Genomic DNA, 19,492 nt, shown 5'->3' with positions numbered 1-19,492 from the left:
TGGTATGCCTCGCCCGACACGGCACCGGTGCCGCGCCGGCGAGGGTCGCCCGGCGCCGGGCGCGGCACCAGGCCAGGTTTGCCCTCGTCGCCCTGTGCTCGCATTGTGTCCCCGGCATGTACTGGGCCCACTTGATTGTGCTCCCGGCCACGATGCCTGCGGACGGCGCCGGGCCTAGTGTCCCCAGACATGGTGAGTTCGCAGGTGAGAGCAACGTGAACGGCGCCGGGCCGACGCGGCCCGACCTGTTGGTCGTGGGCGGTGACGTGGTCACCATGAACGCGCGCCGCGAGGTGTTGCTGGGCGGCACGGTCGCCGTCGCGGGCGAGCGCATCCTGGCCGTCGGCGCCACCGGCGAGCTGCGGGCGCGCTGGCCGGGCACCCCCGAACTGGATGCGCGCGACTGCGTGGTCACGCCCGGCATGGTCAACGCGCACCTGCACCAGACCGGCGACCCGCTGGCGCGTGCGCGGATCCCGGACGACCTGCCGCCGGGCGCCTCCGTCGACACCTGGGCGGTACCGCTGCACGCGGCGCACCGACCCGCCGACGACACGCTGTCCGCGCTGCTGGCCGGCGTGGAGAGCGTGCGCAACGGCGTCACCACGATCATCGAGGCGGGCACCGTGGCCCACCCGCACCGGGTGGCCGCCGCGATGACCGAGGTCGGTGTGCGCGGCGGGATCGGCGCGTGGGGCTGGGACGTGCCCGGCGCCCCGTTCGCCGCGCCCGCCGCCGAGGTGCTGGATCGGCTCGCCGCGCTGGTCGACACCTACCCGGCGGGCGGCCCGGTCGAGGCCTGGGTCACCCTGGTCGGGCACGGCCTGGCCTCGGACGAACTGCTCGCCGGCGCGGCCGACCTGGCCCGCGGCACCGGCGCGCGGATGACGATGCACCTGTCGCCGTCCGGCGCCGACCCCGACGACTACCTGCGGCGCACCGGGCGCCGGCCCGTACTGCACCTGGCCGACCTGGGGGTATTGGGCCCGCACCTGCTGCTCGCGCACGCGGTGTGGCTCGACGACGCCGAGGTCGAGGCGCTGTTGGCGAGCCGTACCGCGGTCGCCTACTGCCCGTGGGCGTATCTGCGGCTGGGCCAGGGCGTCTCCCGGGCCGGGCGGCACGCCGAGTTGCTGCGCCGCGGCGGCCGGCTCGCGCTGGGCACGGACGCGGGCAACGCCGCCGACTCGGCCGACCTGCTGCGCACCGCCGCGCTCGCGGTCGGCCTGGCCAAGGACATGGCGATCGACCCCACCGGCCCCGGCGCCGCCGAGGCACTGGAATTGGCCACCATCGGCGGCGCCGAGGCGGTCGGCATGGCCGATCGGGTCGGCTCGCTGGAGCCCGGCAAGTACGCCGACCTGGTCGTGCACGACGCCACCGGCCCCCAGTGGACCCCGCGCGGCGACATCGCCCAGCAGTTGGTGTGGTCCGGCGACGGCCGCTCGGTCCGCGACGTGCTGATCGGCGGACGGGCCGTGGTCCGCGACCACGTGTGCGTCACCGTCGACGAACGCGCGCTGCGCACCGAGGCGGCGCGCGCGTCCCGGGCGCTGCTCGCCCGGGCGGGCGTACCGCTGCGGTCGCGGTGGCCGACGCTGCCCGCGTACTGAGTGCCGGCGCGACGCGAACCGGGTGCCGAAGCCGCCCGCGACCCGGGTTCCGACGCCGCCCGCGTACCGAATTCGCACGCCGCCCGCGTACCGATTTCCGCACCCGCCGTTGATCGCCACCGAATCCCCCACCGAGGAGCCCCACATGCGAGTTGCCGTAGTCACCGCCCCCGAGCAGGTCGATCTGCGCGAGGAGCCGGTCCCCGAGATCGGGCCCGAGGACGTGCTCGTGCGGGTCGGGCGCACCGGCCTGTGCACCATGGAGCGCCGGCTCTACCTGGGCACCAAGCCGATCTACCCGGTCGCTCCCGGCCACGAGGTCGCCGGCGAGGTGGTCGCGGTCGGCGACGCCGTCGCCGGGCTGCCCGGGGTCGCGGCCGTCGGCGACACGGTCACCGTCGACCTGCTCACCCGGTGCGGCACCTGCACGTCGTGTCGGCGCGGGCGCAGCGCGCTGTGCAAACGACCGCAGGGCGGTGCGCTGGCCGACGGCACCATATCGATGGGTGCCGGCTTCGCCGAGTTCGTCAAGGTCAAGGCGCTCCAGGCGTTCCGCACCGGCGACGCGCCGATCGCGCACGCCGCGATGGGCGAGCCGCTGGCGTGCGTCGCGCACTCGGCCCGTTTGGGCGGACTGCGCGCGGGCGACCGGGTGGCGGTGATCGGCGCCGGCTACATGGGTCGCCTGCACCTGGCCCTGGCCCGGTTCAAGGGCGCCGCGTCGGTCGGACTGATCGACATCAGTCGAGAGCGCCTCACCCAGGCCCGCGAGGCCGGCGCCGATTGGGCGAGCACCCCGGAGGAGGCCGCCGCCGGCGGGAAGCAGGACGTCGTCTTCGTCACCGCCGGTGCCCCGGGCGCGCTGGAGACCGCGCTGTCCCTGTGCGACGACGGCGGCACCGTGGTGCTGTTCGGCGCCTTCCCGAAGGACGTCCTGGCCGGGGTCGGCCCGGACCACGTGCACCACCACGAACTGAGCATCGTCGGCGTGTACAGCCAGGAGCCGCAGGACTGGACCGAGGCCGCCGCGATCATCGCCTCGGGCCGGCTCGCCGCCGAACTGGACGCGTTGGTCACCGCGACGTACCCGCTCACCGACGTCGACGCGGCCTTCCGACTGGCCGCCGAGTCGCCGGTCTATCGCGTCCTCGTGGGCGGCTGAGCGTGGCCGGCACCCCCGGGGTCGTCGTCGGCGTCGACGTCGGGAGCAATTCGGTACGCGCCCTCGCGCTCGACCCGGACGGCGCCGTCCTGGGCGCGACCACCGCCGGCTACCCCGGCGCGGCGACCTGGCGGCCCGGACACGCCGATCCGTACGCGTGGTTCGCGGCCACCGCGCAGGCGCTCGCGAAGTTGCGCGCGCTCGTGCCCGGCGCGGCCCGTCCCGCCGCGCTGTGCCTGGGCGGGCAGAGTCCGACCACCGTTCCCGACGGTGTGCCGCACACCGGTTCCGACGCCGCGCTGACCTGCCGGCACCCGGCGGGCGCGACCGGCTCACCGGTCGAACAGCACCACGCGCAGCACGCCGCGCTGCGCGCCGCGCACGGACCCGACGTGCGGGCCTGGCAGCTCTACGACTGGCTGGCCGCGCGGTTCGGCGCGGAGCGGGCGCAGGCCCGCTGGCCCGGCGATCCGCCGCTGATCGACTACGGACCGATCGTGGCGACCGGATCGGTGGTGGGCACGGTCGGCACCGGGCACGACGTCGCGGCGGGCACCCCGCTGGTGGCCGGCGCGCAGGACGCGTACCTGGCGTTCTGGGCGGGCGGCCTGGATCGGCCCGGCCGGGCGATGGACCCCGGCGGGCGCACCGGCGGCCTGGCCGTCGCGGTGGCCGCCGGCTCACCCGCCGCGGACGCCTACGCGCTGCCCTCGGCGGTGCCCGGCGTCGACATCGTCGGTGGCCCGGTCGCCGCGCACGGCCTGATCCTGGAGTGGCTGCGCGACCTGACCGGGCGCGACGTGCGCGACCTGCTCACGCTGGCCGCCGCGGTACCGCCCGGCGCGCGCGGCGTGCTGGTGCTGCCCTATCTGGAGGGCGAACGCGCGCCCCGATGGAACCGCGAACTGCGCGGCGAGGTCTTCGGGCTGAGCGCGGGCGCGGGCCCGGGCGAGTTGGCCCGCGCCGTGCTGGAGGGCACCGCGTACGGTCTGGCGCACATCGCGATGGGGCTCGGCGCGCAGGGCGCCCGCCTGGACACGCTGGTCTGCGCCGGTTCGCCCGCGCGCAGTCCGCTGTGGTGCTCGATCAAGGCCGCCGTGTTGGGTGTGCCGGTCGAGGTGCCCGCGGAGACCGACCTCGCCGCCTACGGCGCGGCGCTCGCGGCCGGCGCCGGGGCGCACTGGTGGCCCGCGCCCGGTGCCGGGTCGGCGGGCGACTGGCCGCGACCGGAGATGACCGTGCTCGAGCCCCGACCACACCCCGAGTACGCGGCCGGCCTGCGCCGCTTCCTCGAACTGGGCGACGCCGCACAGGCGCGCCTGGCCGCATCACCCGCATCGTCCGACACCCCCGTTCCGACCCCCTCCGAGGAGCCGACGTGCCCAATCCGGTGATCTTCATGGACCTGCCGACGCCCGACGTGGAGGCCACCTCCGCGTTCTACGCGGCGCTGTTCGACTGGGACTTCAAGCGGCGACCCGCAGGCGAGTTCAGCGAGGTGCTCCCGGGGGTCAAGCCCAACCTGGGGATCCGCCGCGAGTCGCGCCCGGCGGTGGGGCCGGTGCCGCGCATCTACGTGATGGTCGACGAGCCGCCCGTCTACCTCGACAAGGCGGTCGCGGCGGGTGCGAGCGTGTTGTGGGAGGAGAAGCCGTGGGCCGAGTTCGAGGCCCGCTACGCGGCGTTCCGCGACCCGTGGGGCAACGAGGTCGTGCTGTGGCGCGACAAGGGCACCTACTTCACCCACGGGCACGCCCACCAGGTCTGAGCCCGCGTCGGCTCCCGAGTCCGATGCCGCGTCACATCCCGTTCGGTACACCCGAGTTCCCCCCGGAAAGGACCCCCGCATGACCAACACCCTGGTCTTCGTCGACATGCCCACGCCCGACGTCGACGCGACCACCGAGTTCTACCGCGAGTTGTTCGGCTGGACCATCAACCCGCGCCCGCAGGGCGTCTTCCACCAGATAGTCCCCGGCGAGGGACTGCACCTGGGCCTGTACGACGAGGTCGCCCAGGTGCCCGACCCGGCGCCGCTGCCCCAGCAGGCGCGCGCCGGTCTGCACGCCCGCGTCTACATCCTGGTCGACGCGGCACCCAGCGAGTACCTGAACAAGGCCGTGCTGCTGGGCGCGACCGCGCTGTGGGAGCAGTGCTTCTGGGAGGAGTTCGGCGGGCACCACGCCTCGTTCCTGGACCCGTGGGGGAACCAGATCGTGATGTGGGAGAAGTGAGGTAACGCCGCACCCGGACGGCCGTACGCCCGTACCCGCGATCCGCACCGGATCGCGGGTACCGGCGTATCGAGGCCCCGCGGATGCACGCCCCGCGGATCCGTACCCCGGCAGGGTGCGGCGCCGGGCGTCGACGGTTCGCATACTCGACTGCATGAACACCAACGGGCATCTCGCCGACTTCCTCCGCGCCCGCCGGGGCCGCCTGCGACCCGAGGACGTCGGGCTGCGGACCTACGGTGAGCGGCGTCGGGTACCGGGGCTGCGGCGCGAGGAGTTGGCGCTGCTCGCGGGCATCAGCGCGCCCTACTACGCCCGCCTGGAGCGCGGGGAATCGCGCAACGCCTCGCGGGAGGTGCTCGACGCCATCGCACGCGCCCTGCGACTGAACGACTCCGAGCGGGCCCACCTGCACCTCCTGGCCACCGCCCCGAGCCGGAGCAGAACCGCCGGCCGGCCGCGCCCGGAACGCGTCACCCCGGCAACCACCGCGCTGCTCGCCGCCCTCGACGGCACACCCGCCCTCGCGATCGACCGGAGCGGCGACGTCCTGGCCTGGAACCGGCAGGGGCACGCGCTGTTCGCGAGCCATCTCGACCCGAACAGCCCGAACGAGCCGAGTCGACGGCCGAACATGACCGCCCTGGTGTTCCTCGACCCGCACACCCGTGACCTGTACGCCGACTGGCAGGCCAAGGCCAGGACCGTGGTCGGCAATCTGCGCCTGACCGCCGGGCGCCATCCCGAGGACGCCGCACTGGCCACCCTGATCGGCGAACTGACGATACGCAGCCGGGAGTTCGCCGCGATGTGGGCGGACCATCGGATCGTCGCCTGCCATGTCGCCGACTACGAGATGCGCCATCCCCTGGTCGGGACGCTGACCGTCACCCAGCAGACGTTGCAGAGCCCACAGGGCACCGGACCGGCGTTCGTGATGGCCACGGCCGCCCCCGACTCCCCGTCGGCGACCGCGCTGGCCCTGCTCGCGCACGCCACCGAACCTCGCGACCCGGCCCCGGCGCGCCGGGACACGGGCGCGGCCCGCACCGGCTGACCCGAGGCTTCTCCCTATCCGCCGTCTCCGCCGAGGGCGTCCGCGGCGAGTGCCATCTCGATGCCGCCGGTACGCCGGGCGGTCTCGCGTCAACCGGTCACCGGGCCCGTACGCCCGGCGATCCCGCTCACCCGACCGGCACGCCCGTGCGCCGGCGATGCCGCACTCGGCCACCGCCCCATCGCGTGCCATCCCCCGATCACGGCGCCGTACCTCGGCCGCCGCATGCCCGAAAACAGTGAAGGAACCATGTCCCAGCGAAAGTTCAAGCTCACCTTGGCGGCCGTCGCACTGGCCGCGACCACCTTCGTCACGGCCGCCCCGGCCGGTGCGGCGCCGGTGACCGGCAGGCCGCTGACCGATGTCCGGATCGCCGCGCACTTCGACCTGGCCGCAGGGCAGCAGGCGGAGAACATCAGCCTGTCGCCCGACGGCTCGGCGTACGTCACCTTCGCCCGCAGCCGCCAGGTCGCCCGGGTCGACGCACGCGGCACGACCCGCATTCTGGCGACCCTGCCCGCGCCCGCCGACGGCGGCGCACACCCGCCGGCCCTCGACGCGCCGATGGCCACCGGCATCGTGCGCACCTCCGACGGCACGGTGTACGTGTTGTACGCGGCCGGCACCGCCGACCTGACCGGGCTGTGGCGCATACGCCCCGGCGGCGCCCCCCGGCGCATCGCGGCGTTGCCCGCCGACGGCGTGCCCAACGGCCTGGCCCTGGATCCGCACGCCAAGCGCTTCTACATCGCCGACTCGGTGCTCGGCACGGTCTGGACCGTCCCGGTCGGCGGCGGCACGCCGACCGCGTGGTCCACCGCCCCCGAACTCGCCTCGGCCGGCTTCCTCGGGGCCAACGGCGCGAAGGTCCACGACGGCGCGCTGTGGGTGACCAACCTGGACCGGGGCACCCTGCTGCGCATTCCGATCCGCGCCGGCAACCGCGCCGGAACGCCGCAGGTCAAGGCATCCGGTCTGGTCGGCATCGACGACATCGCGTTCACCGGGAACGGCGACGAGCTGCTCGCCGCGGTCAACGCCCCGAACCGGGTCGTGCGAGTGCGATCGGACGGCGCCGTGAGCACCGTCCTGGTCGCCGGCGACGGGCTGCAGAACCCCACGTCCGTCGCGGTGCGCGGGCGCGAGGTGTATGTGCTCAGCGCGGCCTTCTTCACGGCCGCCGATCCCAACCTGCTGCGCGCCCGCCTGGGCGGTCGGCGGTAGACGGCCGGCGGTAGGCAGTCGGCGGTAGGAGGCTGCCGGACCGGCAGAGGCATTCCCCCCACCCGGGCGGGCCGGAACTCAGCCCCGGTGCAGAATCGGGCGCGGGTAGGGGGAATCCGCCGGGTTGACGTCCGTGCCGGGGGGCACCAGGGCGTCCAGGCGGGTCAGCGTCTGTGGGGTCAACCGCACGTCGCAGGCGCCGAGTTGGGACTCCAGTTGCTCCTCGGTGCGCGGGCCGATGATCGCCGACGTGACATTCGGGTGGGCCAGCGCGAAGGCGAGCGCCAGTTCCGGCAGCGAGCACCCGGCGTCCCCGGCGATCGCGGCGAACTCCTCGACCAGCGCGGTCTTCGCGGCTCGTACGGCGGCGTCCGCGTGGTCGAAGTGCTCGGCATTGCGCACCGCCCGTGAATCGGCCGAAACGGCTTGTCCCGCACGGTACTTGCCGGTCAGCCAGCCGCCGTTGAGCGGACTGAACACCAGCACGCCCAGGCCGTACCGCCCACACGTGGGCAGTGCGGCCGTCTCCGCGTGCCGGGCGAACGCCGAGTACGCGAGCTGCTCGACCGTGAAGCGCTCGTGCCCGCGCCGTTCGGCGATCCACTGCGCCTCGACGACGGCCTCCGCGGGCAGTGCGGAGGAGCCGATCGCGCGCACCTTGCCCTGGCGGATCAGGTCGCTCAGCGCGCCGAGCGTCTCGTCCGGGTCGGTGCTCGGGTCGGGGCGGTGCATTTGGTAGAGGTCGAGGTAGTCGGTGTCCAGGCGGCGCAGGCTGTCCTCGACCGCGCGGATGATCCAGCGGCGGGAGGCGCCGCGGCGCAGCGGCGCGTCCGGGTCCATCGCCTCGCCGAACTTGGTCGCCAACACCACGTCGTCACGCCGGCCCTTGAGCGCCTTGGCCAGGATCGCCTCGCTCTCGCCGAACGCGTACACGTCGGCGGTGTCCACCAGGTTGATCCCGGCGTCGAGCGCGCGATGCACCATCCGGACGCACGCGTCGTGGTCCGGGTTGCCCCACGCGCCGAACATCATCGTGCCCAGGCACAGCCGGCTGACCCGCATGCCGGTGCGACCGAGCGAGGTGTACTCCACGGGTGCCCTCCAAAGGTGATCATCGGACGTCCTCCCCCGAGGCTGGCACGGCGGCGCGTGTGCACCGATGTGGTCCCGGCGCAGCGCACCGGCCGTTTGTTCGTGCCTCAAGCACATATCGGGGCCGTTTCCCGGCGCCTACCTTCGGTCGTATCGCAAACATCCCAGGTGACGGGGAGGAAGCTGTGCCGACTGACCAGCTTGGGGCTGCGGAACTTGCCCTGGACGAGCGGGTGGCGGAACTTCGCCGGACCGCGGCGGCGCGAGAGGGCGACGGGCTCGTGGTCGCTCCCCTGCCGAGCGAGATGTTGCAGCCGTGGGAGGTCTGGGACCGGGACCTGTTCGACCTGGAGATGATCCGGGTGTTCGCCCGCTCGTGGGTGTGGCTGGGCGACACGGAGGACCTGCGCCGGCCCGGCGACTTCATCACCGGACGGATCGGCAGCCAGTCGGTCCTGGTGGTCAAGCAGCGGGACGGCTCGATCAAGGGCTTCCTGAACAACTGCCGGCACCGTGCCTCGGGCGTCGCGTTCGACGCGGCGGGCAACTGCGGCAAGGCGTTCGCGTGCCCGTACCACGCCTGGACCTACGGTCTCGACGGCAAGCTGCTGTCGATTCCGGACATGAACCGGATGTACGGTCCGGACTTCCCCGTGCAGCAGTACGGCCTGGTGCCGATCCGGGTGCACGTGGCCTTCGACAAGCTGGTCTTCGCGTGCCTGTCGCACAAGGCGCCGACGTTCGAGGAGTGGATCGCGCCGCTGCTGCCGCGCTACACGGCGTACAGGATCGGCGAGTACCACCGCTACCACCGCGAGTTGGACGAGGAGTACCCGTTCAACTGGAAGGCGTTCGTGGAGAACTCCAACGACGACTACCACGTGCGGTTCGTGCACCGGCGGCTGAACAAGGTGCGCAAGCAGATGGACACCATCGTGCGCTTCGAGGGTCGGACCACCAGCGGGTACAAGCCGCACAGCGACGCGTACGACATGTCGCTCGGGCGCACCGACCTGGGCGAGGAGGACCTGCGCGGCAGCTACGCGGAGTTCATCTATCCCAATCTGACGCCGCTGCCCTACGCGTCCCAGCTCATCATGGTCCGCGCGGACCCGCTCGCGCCGGACCGGACCCGGCTGTTCTCCCGGATCTACGGGCTGACCGACGACATCGAGCTCCAGGAGCGCGAACTGGTCAACCTGGAGCTGACGAACAAGGAGGACACGGACATGGTGACCGTGCTCATGGAGAACCTGCGTTCGCCGTTCTATCGGGTCGGTCCACCCAGCGCGTGGGAGGGCCGTGCCCAGCACATGATGCGGCAGATCCGGCAGGACGTGGCCACCCCGCTGGCGGCCGACGAGTTCGACGGGCCGATCGAGTGAGCGGTCGACGGTCTGCCGACCGATCGGCCGCCGGTCGGTTCGCCGATCGACTGCGGTGGGCTTAACCGATCGACCACGGTCGGTTTCACCGATCGGCTGCGGTCGGTTTGACCGATCGGCCGACGGACGATTGGCCCATCGACCGAGGTCGATGACGTCGACCGCCCCCGCGTGCGTCTCGCCGCAGAGTGCACCAACCCCGACACACCGGAACGTGAGAGGAGCCACCGCGATGGAACCGACGCTGACCGAGGCCCGCTGGACCCATATCGCGCTGCCGTCGTCCGACCTGGAGGCGGCGATCGAGTTCTACACCTCCTTCACCCCGCTGGTGGTGGTCTCGCGGCACAGCGATGCCGCCGGCTCGAACGCGTGGTTGTCCAACCCCAACCAGGTCCAGACCCCGTTCGTGCTGGTCCTGGTCGCCTTCGACAAGGACCGGGGCAACCCCCAGCCGCAACTGACGCCGTTCGCGCATCTGGGCATGGAGGTGGCTGCCCGCGAGGACGTGGACGCCATCGCGGACCGGGCCCGCGCGGCCGGATGCCTGCACTGGGAACCGATGGACGTGCCGCCTCCGGTGGGCTACATCTGCGCACTCAAGGACCCGGACGGCAACGTCGTGGAGATCTCGCACAACCAGCGGGTGTTCGCCGAGGTCCGCGAGCTGTGGGGCGACCGAGCGGACCGGGACGATCGGGTGGGCCAGGGCGACCGGGCCGACGCGTGAGCGACCCGGCGCGGACCCGGGAGGCCGTCGAGGCATATGTCGCGGCGCTCAACTCCGGTGATCCGGAGCAGATCACGGCGTGTGTGAGCGAGGACTTCCACAACGAGCACACCTCGGCAATGGGCCGGAGCCTGCGCGGGCGCGCCGCGTACCGCGCGCGACTGCCGGTGTTCCTGGCCGAGTTCGAGGGTCTGCGGTACGCCGTCGAGGACCTGCTCGTGGACGGCGATCGGGCCGCCCTCGCGTACACCATGACCTTTCGCCCGCGCGGTTCGGCGGCCGGTGAACCGGTGCGGATCCGTGGGGTGTTCCGACTGCGTGTCGTGGCCGGCCTGATCGCGCATCGCGTGGACTACTGGGACGGCGCCGAATTCGAGCGGCAGATCGCCGCTACCGAGAACCGCTGATCACTGCCGACAACCACCGACCATCGACTGTCGACCATCGAAGGGAACGATTGTGCACACCTTTTCCGCCACTGGGGCAGGCAAGCTCCGCCGGATGCGCCGGATGTTCGGCGCGGACGGCCGCGCCGTGTTCGTCGCGATAGACCACGCCGCCTACATGGGCGAGGGGCCGCCGCTGGGCGAGCCGATGGCGCAGATCGCAGCCGGCGGGCCGGACGCGGTGTTGGCCACCTGGCATCTGGCCCGGGCCTACGCGGACACGTTCGCCGATTCCGGGCTGGTGTTGCGGATCGACGGCGGGGCCTCGGAGTTGGGCGACTTCGCGCCCGGTGACGTCACCGACATCATGCACCTGCCCGAGCAGGCGCTGAAGCTGGGCGCGGACTGTGTGGTCGTGCTGGCGTTTCCCGGCGCGCCCGACGAACACCTGTCGCTGCAACGGCTGGCTCGGCTCACCTCGGAGTGCGAACAGCTCGGCCTGCCGGTGATGGCCGAGATGATCCCCGGCGGGTGGGGCAAGGCGGTGCCGTGGACCACGGAGAACGTGGCCCGCGCGGCGCGGATCGGCGCGGAACTGGGCGCGGACATCGTCAAGACGGTGTGCCCGGGCCGGCCCGAGGAGTTCGCCGCCGTGGTCGCGGCGTGTCCGGTGCCGGTCGTTGCACTGGGCGGGCCGAAGTCGGACAGCGAGGACGAGGTCGTCGCGCTGGCTCGCGGGGTGGTCGAGGCGGGTGGTGCGGGGGTGGCCTTCGGCCGGAACGTGTGGGGGTCGGCCAAGCCGCAATTGCTGGTGGAGCGGTTGCGCGATGCGGTTCACCGCGCAGCGGTGGGGGGTTGATTTTGGGCTGCGGGCCGGTTTGTCCTCAAACACGTGTCCTCACGCGCCGGACGGGCTGGATGGATGCCGGGCCGGGTGAATGGGCCGGCCTGCTTGTCCTCAAGCGCCGGACGGGCTGGGTGGATGGCCGGCCTGCGGCCTGCTTGTCCTCAAACGCCGGACGGGCTGGATGGGTGCCGAACCGGGTGAATGGGCCGGGCCGCATGGATGGCCGGCCTGCGGCCCGCTTGTCCTCAAACGCCGGACGGGCTGGATGGGTGCCGAACCGGGTGAATGGTGCAGGACCGGTTTGATGGGTGCAGGGCCACTTTGATGGGTGCCGGGCCGGCTTGATGGGTGCAGGTCGGCTTGATGGGTGCAGGGCCACTTTGATGGGTGCCGGGCCGGGTCGGTTGTTGTCGGGTGGGTTGGGTTTTGCCGGGGCGGCTCGGTTGTTGTTGGGGCGGGTTGGTGGGGCGGGCGGGTTGGGTTGGTTGGCCGTCCGGGGCTTTCTTTCTTTTGTGCCAGGTGTTGTTTTCGCCATGCCTGTGATCAGGAGTCGCGATCATGTCTCAACAGGTCATATCCGTATCCCGGGTGGTCGTTCGGTTCGCCGGTGACTCCGGTGACGGTATGCAGCTCGCCGGGGATCGGTTCACCGCGCAGACCGCGCTGTTCGGCAACGCCGTGTCCACGTTTCCCGATTTCCCGGCCGAGATCCGTGCCCCGGCGGGCACCTTGCACGGGGTCTCCGCCTTCCAGGTGCAGTTCGCCGACCATCGGGTCTCCACTCCCGGCGACGCGGCCGACGTGCTGGTCGCGATGAATCCGGCCGCGCTGCGGGTGAACCTGCCCGATCTCCCGCGCGGTGCGCAGATCATCGCGGACGCCGACGAGTTCACCTCGCGCAATCTGGTCAAGGCGGGCTACCCGGCGGGCACGAACCCGCTCACCGACGACTCGTTGGCCGGATACCGGCTGCACGCGGTGCCGTTGACCGGCCTGACCGTCGAGGCGCTGCGCACGTTCGAACTGCCGCGCAAGGACGCCGAGCGGGCGAAGAACATGTTCGCGCTGGGCCTGGTGTCGTGGTTGTACCACCGCCCGACCGAGGCCACCGTGGCCTTCCTGCGGCAGAAGTTCGCCGCCCGTCCGCAACTGGCCGACGCGAACATCGCGGCGTTCACGGCCGGTTGGAACTTCGGCGAGACCACCGAGTCGTTCGCGGGTGGATATCAGGTCTCGGCAGCCCCGCGCACTCCCGGACGGCATCGTACGATCACCGGCAACCGCGCCCTCGCCTACGGACTGATCGCCGCCGCCGACCGGGCCGAACTCCCGTTGTTCCTGGGCTCGTACCCGATCACTCCGGCCTCCGACATCCTGCACGAGCTGAGTCGGCACCGGCACTTCGGGGTGACCACGTTCCAGGCCGAGGACGAGATCGCCGGTGTCGGGGCGGCGCTCGGCGCGGCCTTCGGCGGCGCTCTGGGGGTGACCACCACGTCCGGCCCCGGGCTCGCGCTCAAGGCGGAGACGATCGGACTGGCCGTCTCGCTCGAACTGCCGCTGGTGATCGTCGACGTCCAGCGCGGCGGTCCCTCGACCGGGCTGCCCACCAAGACCGAACAGGCCGACCTGTTCCAGGCGTTGTACGGCCGCAACGGCGAGTCGCCGGTGCCGGTGCTGGCCGCCTCCTCGCCCGGCGACTGCTTCCACGCGGCGGTCGAGGCGGTCCGGATCGCGGTCACCTACCGCACGCCGGTCGTGCTGCTCTCGGACGGCTACCTGGCCAACGGATCCGAGCCGTGGCAGGTCCCGGACCTCGAGAAACTGCCCACGATCGACCCGGCGTTCGCCACCGGGCCGAACGCCGTCGACGCGGCCGGCCGGCCGTGCTTCCAGCCCTATCTGCGTGATCCGCACACCCTGGCGCGACCGTGGGCGGTACCCGGCACGCCCGGTCTGGAGCACCGGGTCGGCGGCCTGGAGAAGGCCGACCGCACCGGCGAGATCTCCTACGACGCGGCCAACCACGAGTACATGGTGCGCACCAGGCGGGCCAAGGTGGACGGGATCGCCCGCGATCTGCCCCCGTTGACCGTGGAGGACCCGGACGGGACCGCCGAGGTACTGGTGCTCGGGTGGGGCTCCACGGCCGGGCCGATCGCCGCCGCGTGCGCCGAGGTTCGCGCGGCCGGCGGCTCGGTGGCCCGGACCCACCTGCGCCATCTCGACCCACTGCCGGCCGACCTCGGCGACCTGCTCGCCCGGTACCGGCGGGTCTTGGTCCCGGAGATGAATCTGGGTCAGCTCGCGCAACTGCTGCGCGCCCGGTACCCGGTCGACGTCGAATCCCTCACCCAGGTGCGCGGCATGCCGTTCAAGGTGGCCGAACTGCGCACCGCGATCGAGAAGGTCGCCGCCGATGTCTGAGTCACCACTCCTGACCATCGCCGGGCCGACGGCAAAACCGTCGCTGTCCGCCCGCGACTTCCGCAGCGACCAGGAGGTGCGTTGGTGTCCCGGTTGCGGGGACTACGCGATCCTGGCCGCCGTGCAGGGCTTCCTGCCCGAACTCGGGTTGCGCCGGGAGAACATCGTCTTCGTCTCGGGTATCGGCTGCTCCAGCCGCTTCCCGTACTACCTGGACACGTACGGCATGCACTCGATCCACGGCCGCGCCCCGGCGATCGCCACCGGACTGGCCGTATCCCGACCGGATTTGAGTGTCTGGGTGGTCACCGGTGACGGCGACGCGCTCTCGATCGGCGGCAACCACCTGATCCACGCGCTGCGGCGCAACGTCAACCTGAAGATCCTGCTGTTCAACAACCGGATCTACGGCCTGACCAAGGGTCAGTACTCGCCGACCTCGGAAGCCGGCAAGGTCACCAAGTCCACCCCCGCGGGCTCGCTGGACCACCCCTTCAACCCGGTCTCGCTCGCGCTCGGCGCCGAGGCGGGCTTCGTCGCCCGCACCATCGACTCCGATCGCAAGCACCTGACCTCGGTGCTGCGCGCGGCGGCGGCGCACGAGGGCACCGCACTGGTGGAGATCTACCAGAACTGCAACATCTTCAACGACGGCGCGTTCGAGCAGCTCAAGACGCCCGGCATCCGGGACGACTTCCTGCTGCGGCTCGAACACGGCGAGCCGATGCGCTACGGGCCGGACGGCGCCCGCACGGTGGTGCGCGACCCGGGCGGCGGGTTGCGGCCGGGCGGTCCCGAGGACACCGCCGTGACGCACGACGCGCACACCGTCGATCCGGTGCCCGCGTTCGCGCTGTCCCGGTTGCCGGAGGCGGGCGGGCCCACTCCGATCGGGGTGTTCCGCAGCGTGCGGCGGCCCGCGTACGACCGCCAGGTGCTCGAACAGGGCCGGCGCGCGCTCGCCGAGCGCGGGCCCGGCAGTGTCGCCGACCTGCTCGGCGGCGGCGACACCTGGACGGTGCCCGAACCGAGATCGGCCGGAGGTGATCCCGCGTGACCTACGTCATCGGCGCGAACTGCGTGGACGTCAAGGACCGCACGTGCGTGGCGGAATGCCCGGTCGACTGCATCTACGAGGGCGACCGCATGCTCTACATCCACCCCGAGCAGTGCGTGGACTGCGGCGCGTGCGAGCCGGTCTGCCCGGTCGAGGCGATCTACCACGTGGACGACCTGCCCGCCGACTGGTTGTGGCACCTGGACGCCGCCGGGGAGGCCACGGCGGGCCGCGAGGACGCGGAGCCGGTATCCGACCCGCCGGCCGTGACCGCGCTGCCCGCTCGGGCGGCGAGCGCATGAACACCACCGGCTCGGGCGGCGAGCGCGCGAGCGGCACCCGCTCGGGCGCCGAACGCGTGGACCCGCCCCGACACACCGAAACAACACTCCGGACACACCGAGAAGAAGAGGAGGCCTGACGTGACCGACTGGCGCCTTGCCGTAGACATCGGTGGCACCTTCACCGACGTGGTCCTGTTGGATGCCGACACCGGCCGCGTGGTGGTCGAGAAGACGCTCACCACCCCGTCCGCCCCGCTCGGCGGGGTCCGCGTGGGCGTGACCTCCGCACTGACCAAGGCCGGCATCACCCCGGCCGACATCACCCGGCCCATCGTGCACGCGACCACGCTGATCACCAACGCCCTGATCGAGGGCAAGACCGGCCGGGCCGCGCTGGTGACCACCTCGGGCTTCGGCGACACGCTGGAGATCCGCAACGAGCACCGCTACGACATGTACGACCTCCAGATCGAGTTCCCCGCCCCGCCCATCCCGCGCGAACTGGTCTTCGAGATCGACGAGCGCACCACCGCGACCGGCGAGGTCCGTACCGCGCCCGCCGAGGCCGAACTCGACGCACTGGCGGTGCGGTTGGCCGCCGACGACGTCGAGGCCGTCGCGGTGTGCCTGCTCAACTCGTACGCCAACGCGGCCAACGAACGCGCGGTCGCCGAGGGATTGGCCAAGCGGCTGTCGGTGCCGGTGTGCGCGTCGCACGAGGTGACCCCGCAGATCCGCGAGTACCCGCGCATGGTCACCACCGCGTGCAACGCGGCCACCATGCCGGTGATCGGCCCCTACCTGGCCGAACTCCAGGCGTGGCTGAGCGCCGAGGGCTTCGGCGCGTCGGTGCTGATGATGCTCTCCAACGGCGGTGTGGTCTCCGCCGACGACGCCCGCCGGGTACCGATCCGACTGGTCGAGTCCGGTCCGGCCGCAGGCGCTCTGGCCGGCGTGTGGTACGCCCGACGGCTGGGCGAGGAGCGGCTGTTCTGCTTCGACATGGGCGGCACCACCGCCAAGTCCTGTCTGATCGAGGACTATCGGCCGGAGTTGACCAACGCGTTCGAGGTGGCCCGGGTCTACCGGTTCAAGAAGGGCTCGGGCTACCCGTGCTCGATCCCCTCGGTCGACCTGGTCGAGATCGGCGCGGGCGGCGGAAGTCTGGCCCGGGTGGACGAGTTGGGTCTGCTCAAGGTCGGCCCGGACTCCGCCGGCGCCGACCCGGGTCCGGTCGGTTACGCCCGGGGCGGCACCATCCCGGCGACCACCGACGCGGACCTGGTGCTCGGCCTGCTCGACCCGCAGTACTTCCTCGGCGGCGAGATGCCGCTCGATCTCCCCGCCGCCCGGGCCGCGTTCGCGCCGCTGGCCGAGCGGCTCGGCGCGGGCTCGGACGCGGATCACGTCGCGGTCGGGGTGTACGAGGTGATCAACCAGAACATGGCCGCGTCCGCGCGGATGCACGCGGTCGAGCGCGGCATCGACCTGCGTGGCGTCGCGCTGATCGCGTTCGGCGGCGCCGGACCGGTGCACGCGTGCGGGGTGGCCACGCTCCTGGAGGCGCCTCGGGTGATCTTCCCGGTCAACGCGAGCGTGTTGTCCGCGTTCGGCACCCTGGTCAGCCCGGTGCGCATCGACCTGGCCCGGAGCATGGTCCGCACCCTGGACGAGAGCGTGTCCGCCGACCGGGACACGCTGCTCGCGGACATGCGGCAGGAGGCGCGCCGGGTGCTCGCCGCCGCCGGTGCGCAGGCGGGCGACGTGAGCTTCCGCTACGGCCTGGACGCCCGCTACGAGGGCCAGGGCAACGAGATCACCCTGTGGGTCGGCGAGGGCGACGCGTGGCCCACCTCGCTCGCGGACACCGTCGAACAGTTCCACACCGAGTACCAGAAGATCTACGGCCTGCGGATCCCCGACGTCGGCGTCGAGGTGGTCACCTGGCGGGTCGCCGCGTGGTCGGACGCACCCGGCTTCGAGGTGCCCACGGTGCCGGTCGGCACGGGCAGCCCCACGCCGAACCGGCATCGCGCGGCCCGCTTCCGGCTCGGTACGCCCGCCGTGGACGTACCGGTCTACCGGCGCGCCGAACTGGGCGCGGGCGATCGTTTCGTCGGACCGGCGCTGGTCGAGGAGCGCGAGACCACGTCGGTCATCCCGGACGGCTGGTCCTGCGAGGTCGCGCCGGACGGTTCGATCATCGCCACCGCCACCACATCCGCTGCCACCACGACCGCCACGACCGCCACGACCGAGGAGGGATCCGCGTGACCCGTACCTTCGACGCGATCGAGCTGGAGGTCCTGTGGGGCTCCCTCGTCGCCACCGTCAACGAGCAGGCCAAGGCCCTCCAGCGGGCCGCGTTCAGCCCGATCGTGCGTGAGGCCGGCGACCTGGCGAACGCGCTGTTCGACCGGCGCGGCCGGATGGTCGCCCAGGCCGTCACCGGTACGCCGGGCCACATCAACTCGCTCGCGATCGCGTGTCGCAACATCCTGGACCGGCATCCGGTCGACTCGCTGACCCCCGGCGACGTGCTGGTCACCAACGACCCGTACCAGACCGCGGGCCAACTCCTCGACGTCACCGTCCTGGTGCCGGTCTGGCGCGGCGGGCGGGTGATCGCGTTCTTCGGCTCGACCATCCACCACACCGACGTCGGCGGCTACGGCATCGGCGCGGGTGCCCGGGACGTGTTCGAGGAGGGCCTGTGGATCCCGATCAGCAAGCTCATGGTCGGCGGCGAACGCAACGAGCCGGTCTGGGACTTCGTGCTCGCCAACGTCCGGCAGCCCACCCACATGGCCGGTGACCTGCACGCCCAGATGGCCTCCGGCGAGGTGGGCGCGGCGCGACTGAAGACGCTGCTGGACGCGTACGCGCTGGATGACATCGAGGACCTGGGAGACGAGGTCATCCGCCGCTCCGAGGAGGCCACCCGGCGGGCGATCCGAGCGCTGCCCGGCGGCACGTACGAGGCCGCGTCGATCCTCGACCTCGCGGACGGCTCGGAGATCACCATCAAGGTCGCGGTCACCATCGACCCCGACGCCGGCGAGATCCTGGTCGACTACGCGGGTTCGTCCGGCGCGAGCCCGTTCGGGATCAACGTGGTCAAGAACTACACGCACGCCTACACCACGTTCACCCTGCGCAGCCTGCTCAACCCGGACGTGCCCAACAACGCCGGCTCGCTCGCGCCGATCAAGGTGGAGGCACCGCTGGGCAGCATCGTCAACGCGGTGTCCCCGTCGCCGTGCACCGCGCGGCACGTGGTCGGCATGTTCCTGCCGATGCCGCTGCTCAACGCGATGTCGCAGGCGCTGCCCGAGGCGGTGATGGCCGAGGGCTCGGCGGCCGTGTGGACGATGCAGGTGAGCGGGCACGACGCGGAGGGCAAGCCGTTCATCACCGCGATGTTCACCTACGCGGGCGGCGTCGGCGCGCGGGCGGGCAAGCCGGGCCTGTCCACCACGTCGTACCCGACCGGCGTTTCCGCCGTGCCGCTGGAGGTGGTCGAGGCGTCCGCCCCGATTCGTTTCCTGCGCAAGGAACTTCGGCGCGGCTCGGGCGGCGCGGGCGCGCAGGAGGGCGGGATGGGGCAGACCATCGAGTTCACTGTCGACTCGCCCTCGCCGTGGGTGCTCAACGCGGTGGCCAGCCGCCTCGCCCGCGGCCCACGCGGAATCTTCGGCGGCGGCGAGGGCGCCACCGGTCGGTTCCTGGTCAACGGCGAACCGGTACGCACCCAGGCTCGGATCACCCTCCAGCCGGGAGACGTGGTGCGACTGGAGCTGCCGGGCGGGGGCGGCTACGGGCCCCCGGTCGGGGAGACGGGTGTTGTGGGTGCGCATGCGGGTGTGAGCGCGGTGTAGGACGCCGACGCGAGGGGATCGCGGCGCGCGGCTCGGGTCGCGCGCCGCGTGGTGCCCCGGCGGTCGGCCTGTGGTCGTCGGGGTGTGGGTCCGTGGGACGGGCGTTGGTTGGGGCA

At 72.4% G+C, this 19,492-nt stretch carries 17 protein-coding genes; 16 read left to right on the top strand and 1 reads right to left on the bottom strand.

The window, feature by feature from the left end:
* The first annotated feature begins 215 nt into the window (after nucleotides 1-215).
* The 7 genes from OG948_RS48925 (at nucleotide 216) to OG948_RS48895 (ending at nucleotide 7,290) form a co-directional block, all read left to right on the top strand.
* Nucleotides 216-1,613: an amidohydrolase family protein gene (locus tag OG948_RS48925; protein ID WP_331771506.1), complete on the top strand. Its 1,398-nt coding sequence runs from the start codon at nucleotides 216-218 to the stop codon at nucleotides 1,611-1,613.
* 145 nt (nucleotides 1,614-1,758) lie between these two features.
* Nucleotides 1,759-2,775 carry an alcohol dehydrogenase catalytic domain-containing protein gene (locus OG948_RS48920; protein ID WP_331771505.1) on the top strand — a complete coding sequence of 339 codons (1,017 nt, stop codon included), beginning with the start codon at nucleotides 1,759-1,761 and terminating at the stop codon, nucleotides 2,773-2,775.
* 2 nt (nucleotides 2,776-2,777) lie between these two features.
* Nucleotides 2,778-4,169: an FGGY-family carbohydrate kinase gene (locus OG948_RS48915; protein ID WP_331771504.1), complete on the top strand. Its 1,392-nt coding sequence runs from the start codon at nucleotides 2,778-2,780 to the stop codon at nucleotides 4,167-4,169.
* Nucleotides 4,154-4,543: a VOC family protein gene (locus OG948_RS48910; protein ID WP_331771503.1), complete on the top strand. Its 390-nt coding sequence runs from the start codon at nucleotides 4,154-4,156 to the stop codon at nucleotides 4,541-4,543. The genes OG948_RS48915 and OG948_RS48910 overlap by 16 nt, the downstream gene beginning before the upstream one ends.
* A 79-nt stretch (nucleotides 4,544-4,622) precedes the next feature.
* Nucleotides 4,623-5,009: a VOC family protein gene (locus OG948_RS48905; protein ID WP_331771502.1), complete on the top strand. Its 387-nt coding sequence runs from the start codon at nucleotides 4,623-4,625 to the stop codon at nucleotides 5,007-5,009.
* 154 nt (nucleotides 5,010-5,163) lie between these two features.
* Nucleotides 5,164-6,066 (top strand): helix-turn-helix transcriptional regulator, encoded by a 903-nt coding sequence (locus tag OG948_RS48900; protein WP_331771501.1) that lies wholly within the window; start codon nucleotides 5,164-5,166, stop codon nucleotides 6,064-6,066.
* 249 nt (nucleotides 6,067-6,315) lie between these two features.
* Complete coding sequence (locus tag OG948_RS48895; protein WP_331771500.1) at nucleotides 6,316-7,290, top strand: hypothetical protein; 975 nt, start codon at nucleotides 6,316-6,318, stop codon at nucleotides 7,288-7,290.
* Nucleotides 7,291-7,368: 78 nt separating this feature from the next.
* Here OG948_RS48895 and OG948_RS48890 read toward each other — a convergent pair whose 3' ends face one another.
* Nucleotides 7,369-8,382: an aldo/keto reductase gene (locus OG948_RS48890; protein WP_331771499.1), complete on the bottom strand. Its 1,014-nt coding sequence runs from the start codon at nucleotides 8,380-8,382 to the stop codon at nucleotides 7,369-7,371.
* Between the two features lie 185 nt (nucleotides 8,383-8,567).
* Here OG948_RS48890 and OG948_RS48885 point away from each other — a divergent pair, with 185 nt between their 5' ends.
* From OG948_RS48885 to OG948_RS48845, 9 genes are all read left to right on the top strand, one after another.
* A complete protein-coding gene (locus tag OG948_RS48885) occupies nucleotides 8,568-9,767 on the top strand; it encodes an aromatic ring-hydroxylating dioxygenase subunit alpha (protein WP_331771498.1) in 1,200 nt (399 codons plus the stop codon).
* 232 nt (nucleotides 9,768-9,999) lie between these two features.
* Nucleotides 10,000-10,497, top strand: coding sequence for a VOC family protein (locus tag OG948_RS48880; RefSeq protein ID WP_331771497.1), 498 nt, complete (start codon nucleotides 10,000-10,002; stop codon nucleotides 10,495-10,497).
* Nucleotides 10,494-10,904 carry a nuclear transport factor 2 family protein gene (locus tag OG948_RS48875; protein ID WP_331771496.1) on the top strand — a complete coding sequence of 137 codons (411 nt, stop codon included), beginning with the start codon at nucleotides 10,494-10,496 and terminating at the stop codon, nucleotides 10,902-10,904. Before OG948_RS48880 ends, OG948_RS48875 begins: the two co-directional genes overlap by 4 nt.
* A gap of 94 nt (nucleotides 10,905-10,998) precedes the next feature.
* On the top strand, nucleotides 10,999-11,742 hold the full coding sequence (locus OG948_RS48870) for a class I fructose-bisphosphate aldolase (protein ID WP_406300681.1): 744 nt from the start codon (nucleotides 10,999-11,001) through the stop codon (nucleotides 11,740-11,742).
* A 546-nt stretch (nucleotides 11,743-12,288) separates the two neighbouring features.
* Nucleotides 12,289-14,157, top strand: a complete 1,869-nt coding sequence (locus OG948_RS48865) for a 2-oxoacid:acceptor oxidoreductase subunit alpha (protein ID WP_331771494.1) — start codon at nucleotides 12,289-12,291, stop codon at nucleotides 14,155-14,157.
* Nucleotides 14,150-15,214 (top strand): 2-oxoacid:ferredoxin oxidoreductase subunit beta, encoded by a 1,065-nt coding sequence (locus tag OG948_RS48860; RefSeq protein ID WP_331771493.1) that lies wholly within the window; start codon nucleotides 14,150-14,152, stop codon nucleotides 15,212-15,214. Before OG948_RS48865 ends, OG948_RS48860 begins: the two co-directional genes overlap by 8 nt.
* Nucleotides 15,211-15,516, top strand: a complete 306-nt coding sequence (gene fdxA, locus OG948_RS48855) for a ferredoxin (protein WP_331771492.1) — start codon at nucleotides 15,211-15,213, stop codon at nucleotides 15,514-15,516. Before OG948_RS48860 ends, fdxA begins: the two co-directional genes overlap by 4 nt.
* A 120-nt stretch (nucleotides 15,517-15,636) precedes the next feature.
* Nucleotides 15,637-17,772, top strand: coding sequence for a hydantoinase/oxoprolinase family protein (locus tag OG948_RS48850; protein WP_331771491.1), 2,136 nt, complete (start codon nucleotides 15,637-15,639; stop codon nucleotides 17,770-17,772).
* Nucleotides 17,769-19,376 (top strand): hydantoinase B/oxoprolinase family protein, encoded by a 1,608-nt coding sequence (locus OG948_RS48845; RefSeq protein WP_331771490.1) that lies wholly within the window; start codon nucleotides 17,769-17,771, stop codon nucleotides 19,374-19,376. Before OG948_RS48850 ends, OG948_RS48845 begins: the two co-directional genes overlap by 4 nt.
* Nucleotides 19,377-19,492: the final 116 nt, after the last annotated feature.

The organism is Embleya sp. NBC_00888 (assembly GCF_045207655.1).
Classification (GTDB): Bacteria; Actinomycetota; Actinomycetes; order Streptomycetales; family Streptomycetaceae; genus Embleya.
This window is presented reverse-complemented; position numbering and strand designations above follow the sequence as displayed.

What these genes read in the sequence shown, in the direction of transcription:
- OG948_RS48905 (WP_331771502.1), top strand. Translation starts at nt 4,623, where the DNA reads ATGACCAACACCCTGGTCTTCGTCGACATGCCCACGCCCGACGTCGAC.
- OG948_RS48920 (WP_331771505.1), top strand. Translation starts at nt 1,759, where the DNA reads ATGCGAGTTGCCGTAGTCACCGCCCCCGAGCAGGTCGATCTGCGCGAG.
- OG948_RS48870 (WP_406300681.1), top strand. Translation starts at nt 10,999, where the DNA reads ATGCGCCGGATGTTCGGCGCGGACGGCCGCGCCGTGTTCGTCGCGATA.
- OG948_RS48860 (WP_331771493.1), top strand. Translation starts at nt 14,150, where the DNA reads ATGTCTGAGTCACCACTCCTGACCATCGCCGGGCCGACGGCAAAACCG.
- OG948_RS48865 (WP_331771494.1), top strand. Translation starts at nt 12,289, where the DNA reads ATGTCTCAACAGGTCATATCCGTATCCCGGGTGGTCGTTCGGTTCGCC.
- OG948_RS48880 (WP_331771497.1), top strand. Translation starts at nt 10,000, where the DNA reads ATGGAACCGACGCTGACCGAGGCCCGCTGGACCCATATCGCGCTGCCG.
- OG948_RS48895 (WP_331771500.1), top strand. Translation starts at nt 6,316, where the DNA reads ATGTCCCAGCGAAAGTTCAAGCTCACCTTGGCGGCCGTCGCACTGGCC.
- OG948_RS48900 (WP_331771501.1), top strand. Translation starts at nt 5,164, where the DNA reads ATGAACACCAACGGGCATCTCGCCGACTTCCTCCGCGCCCGCCGGGGC.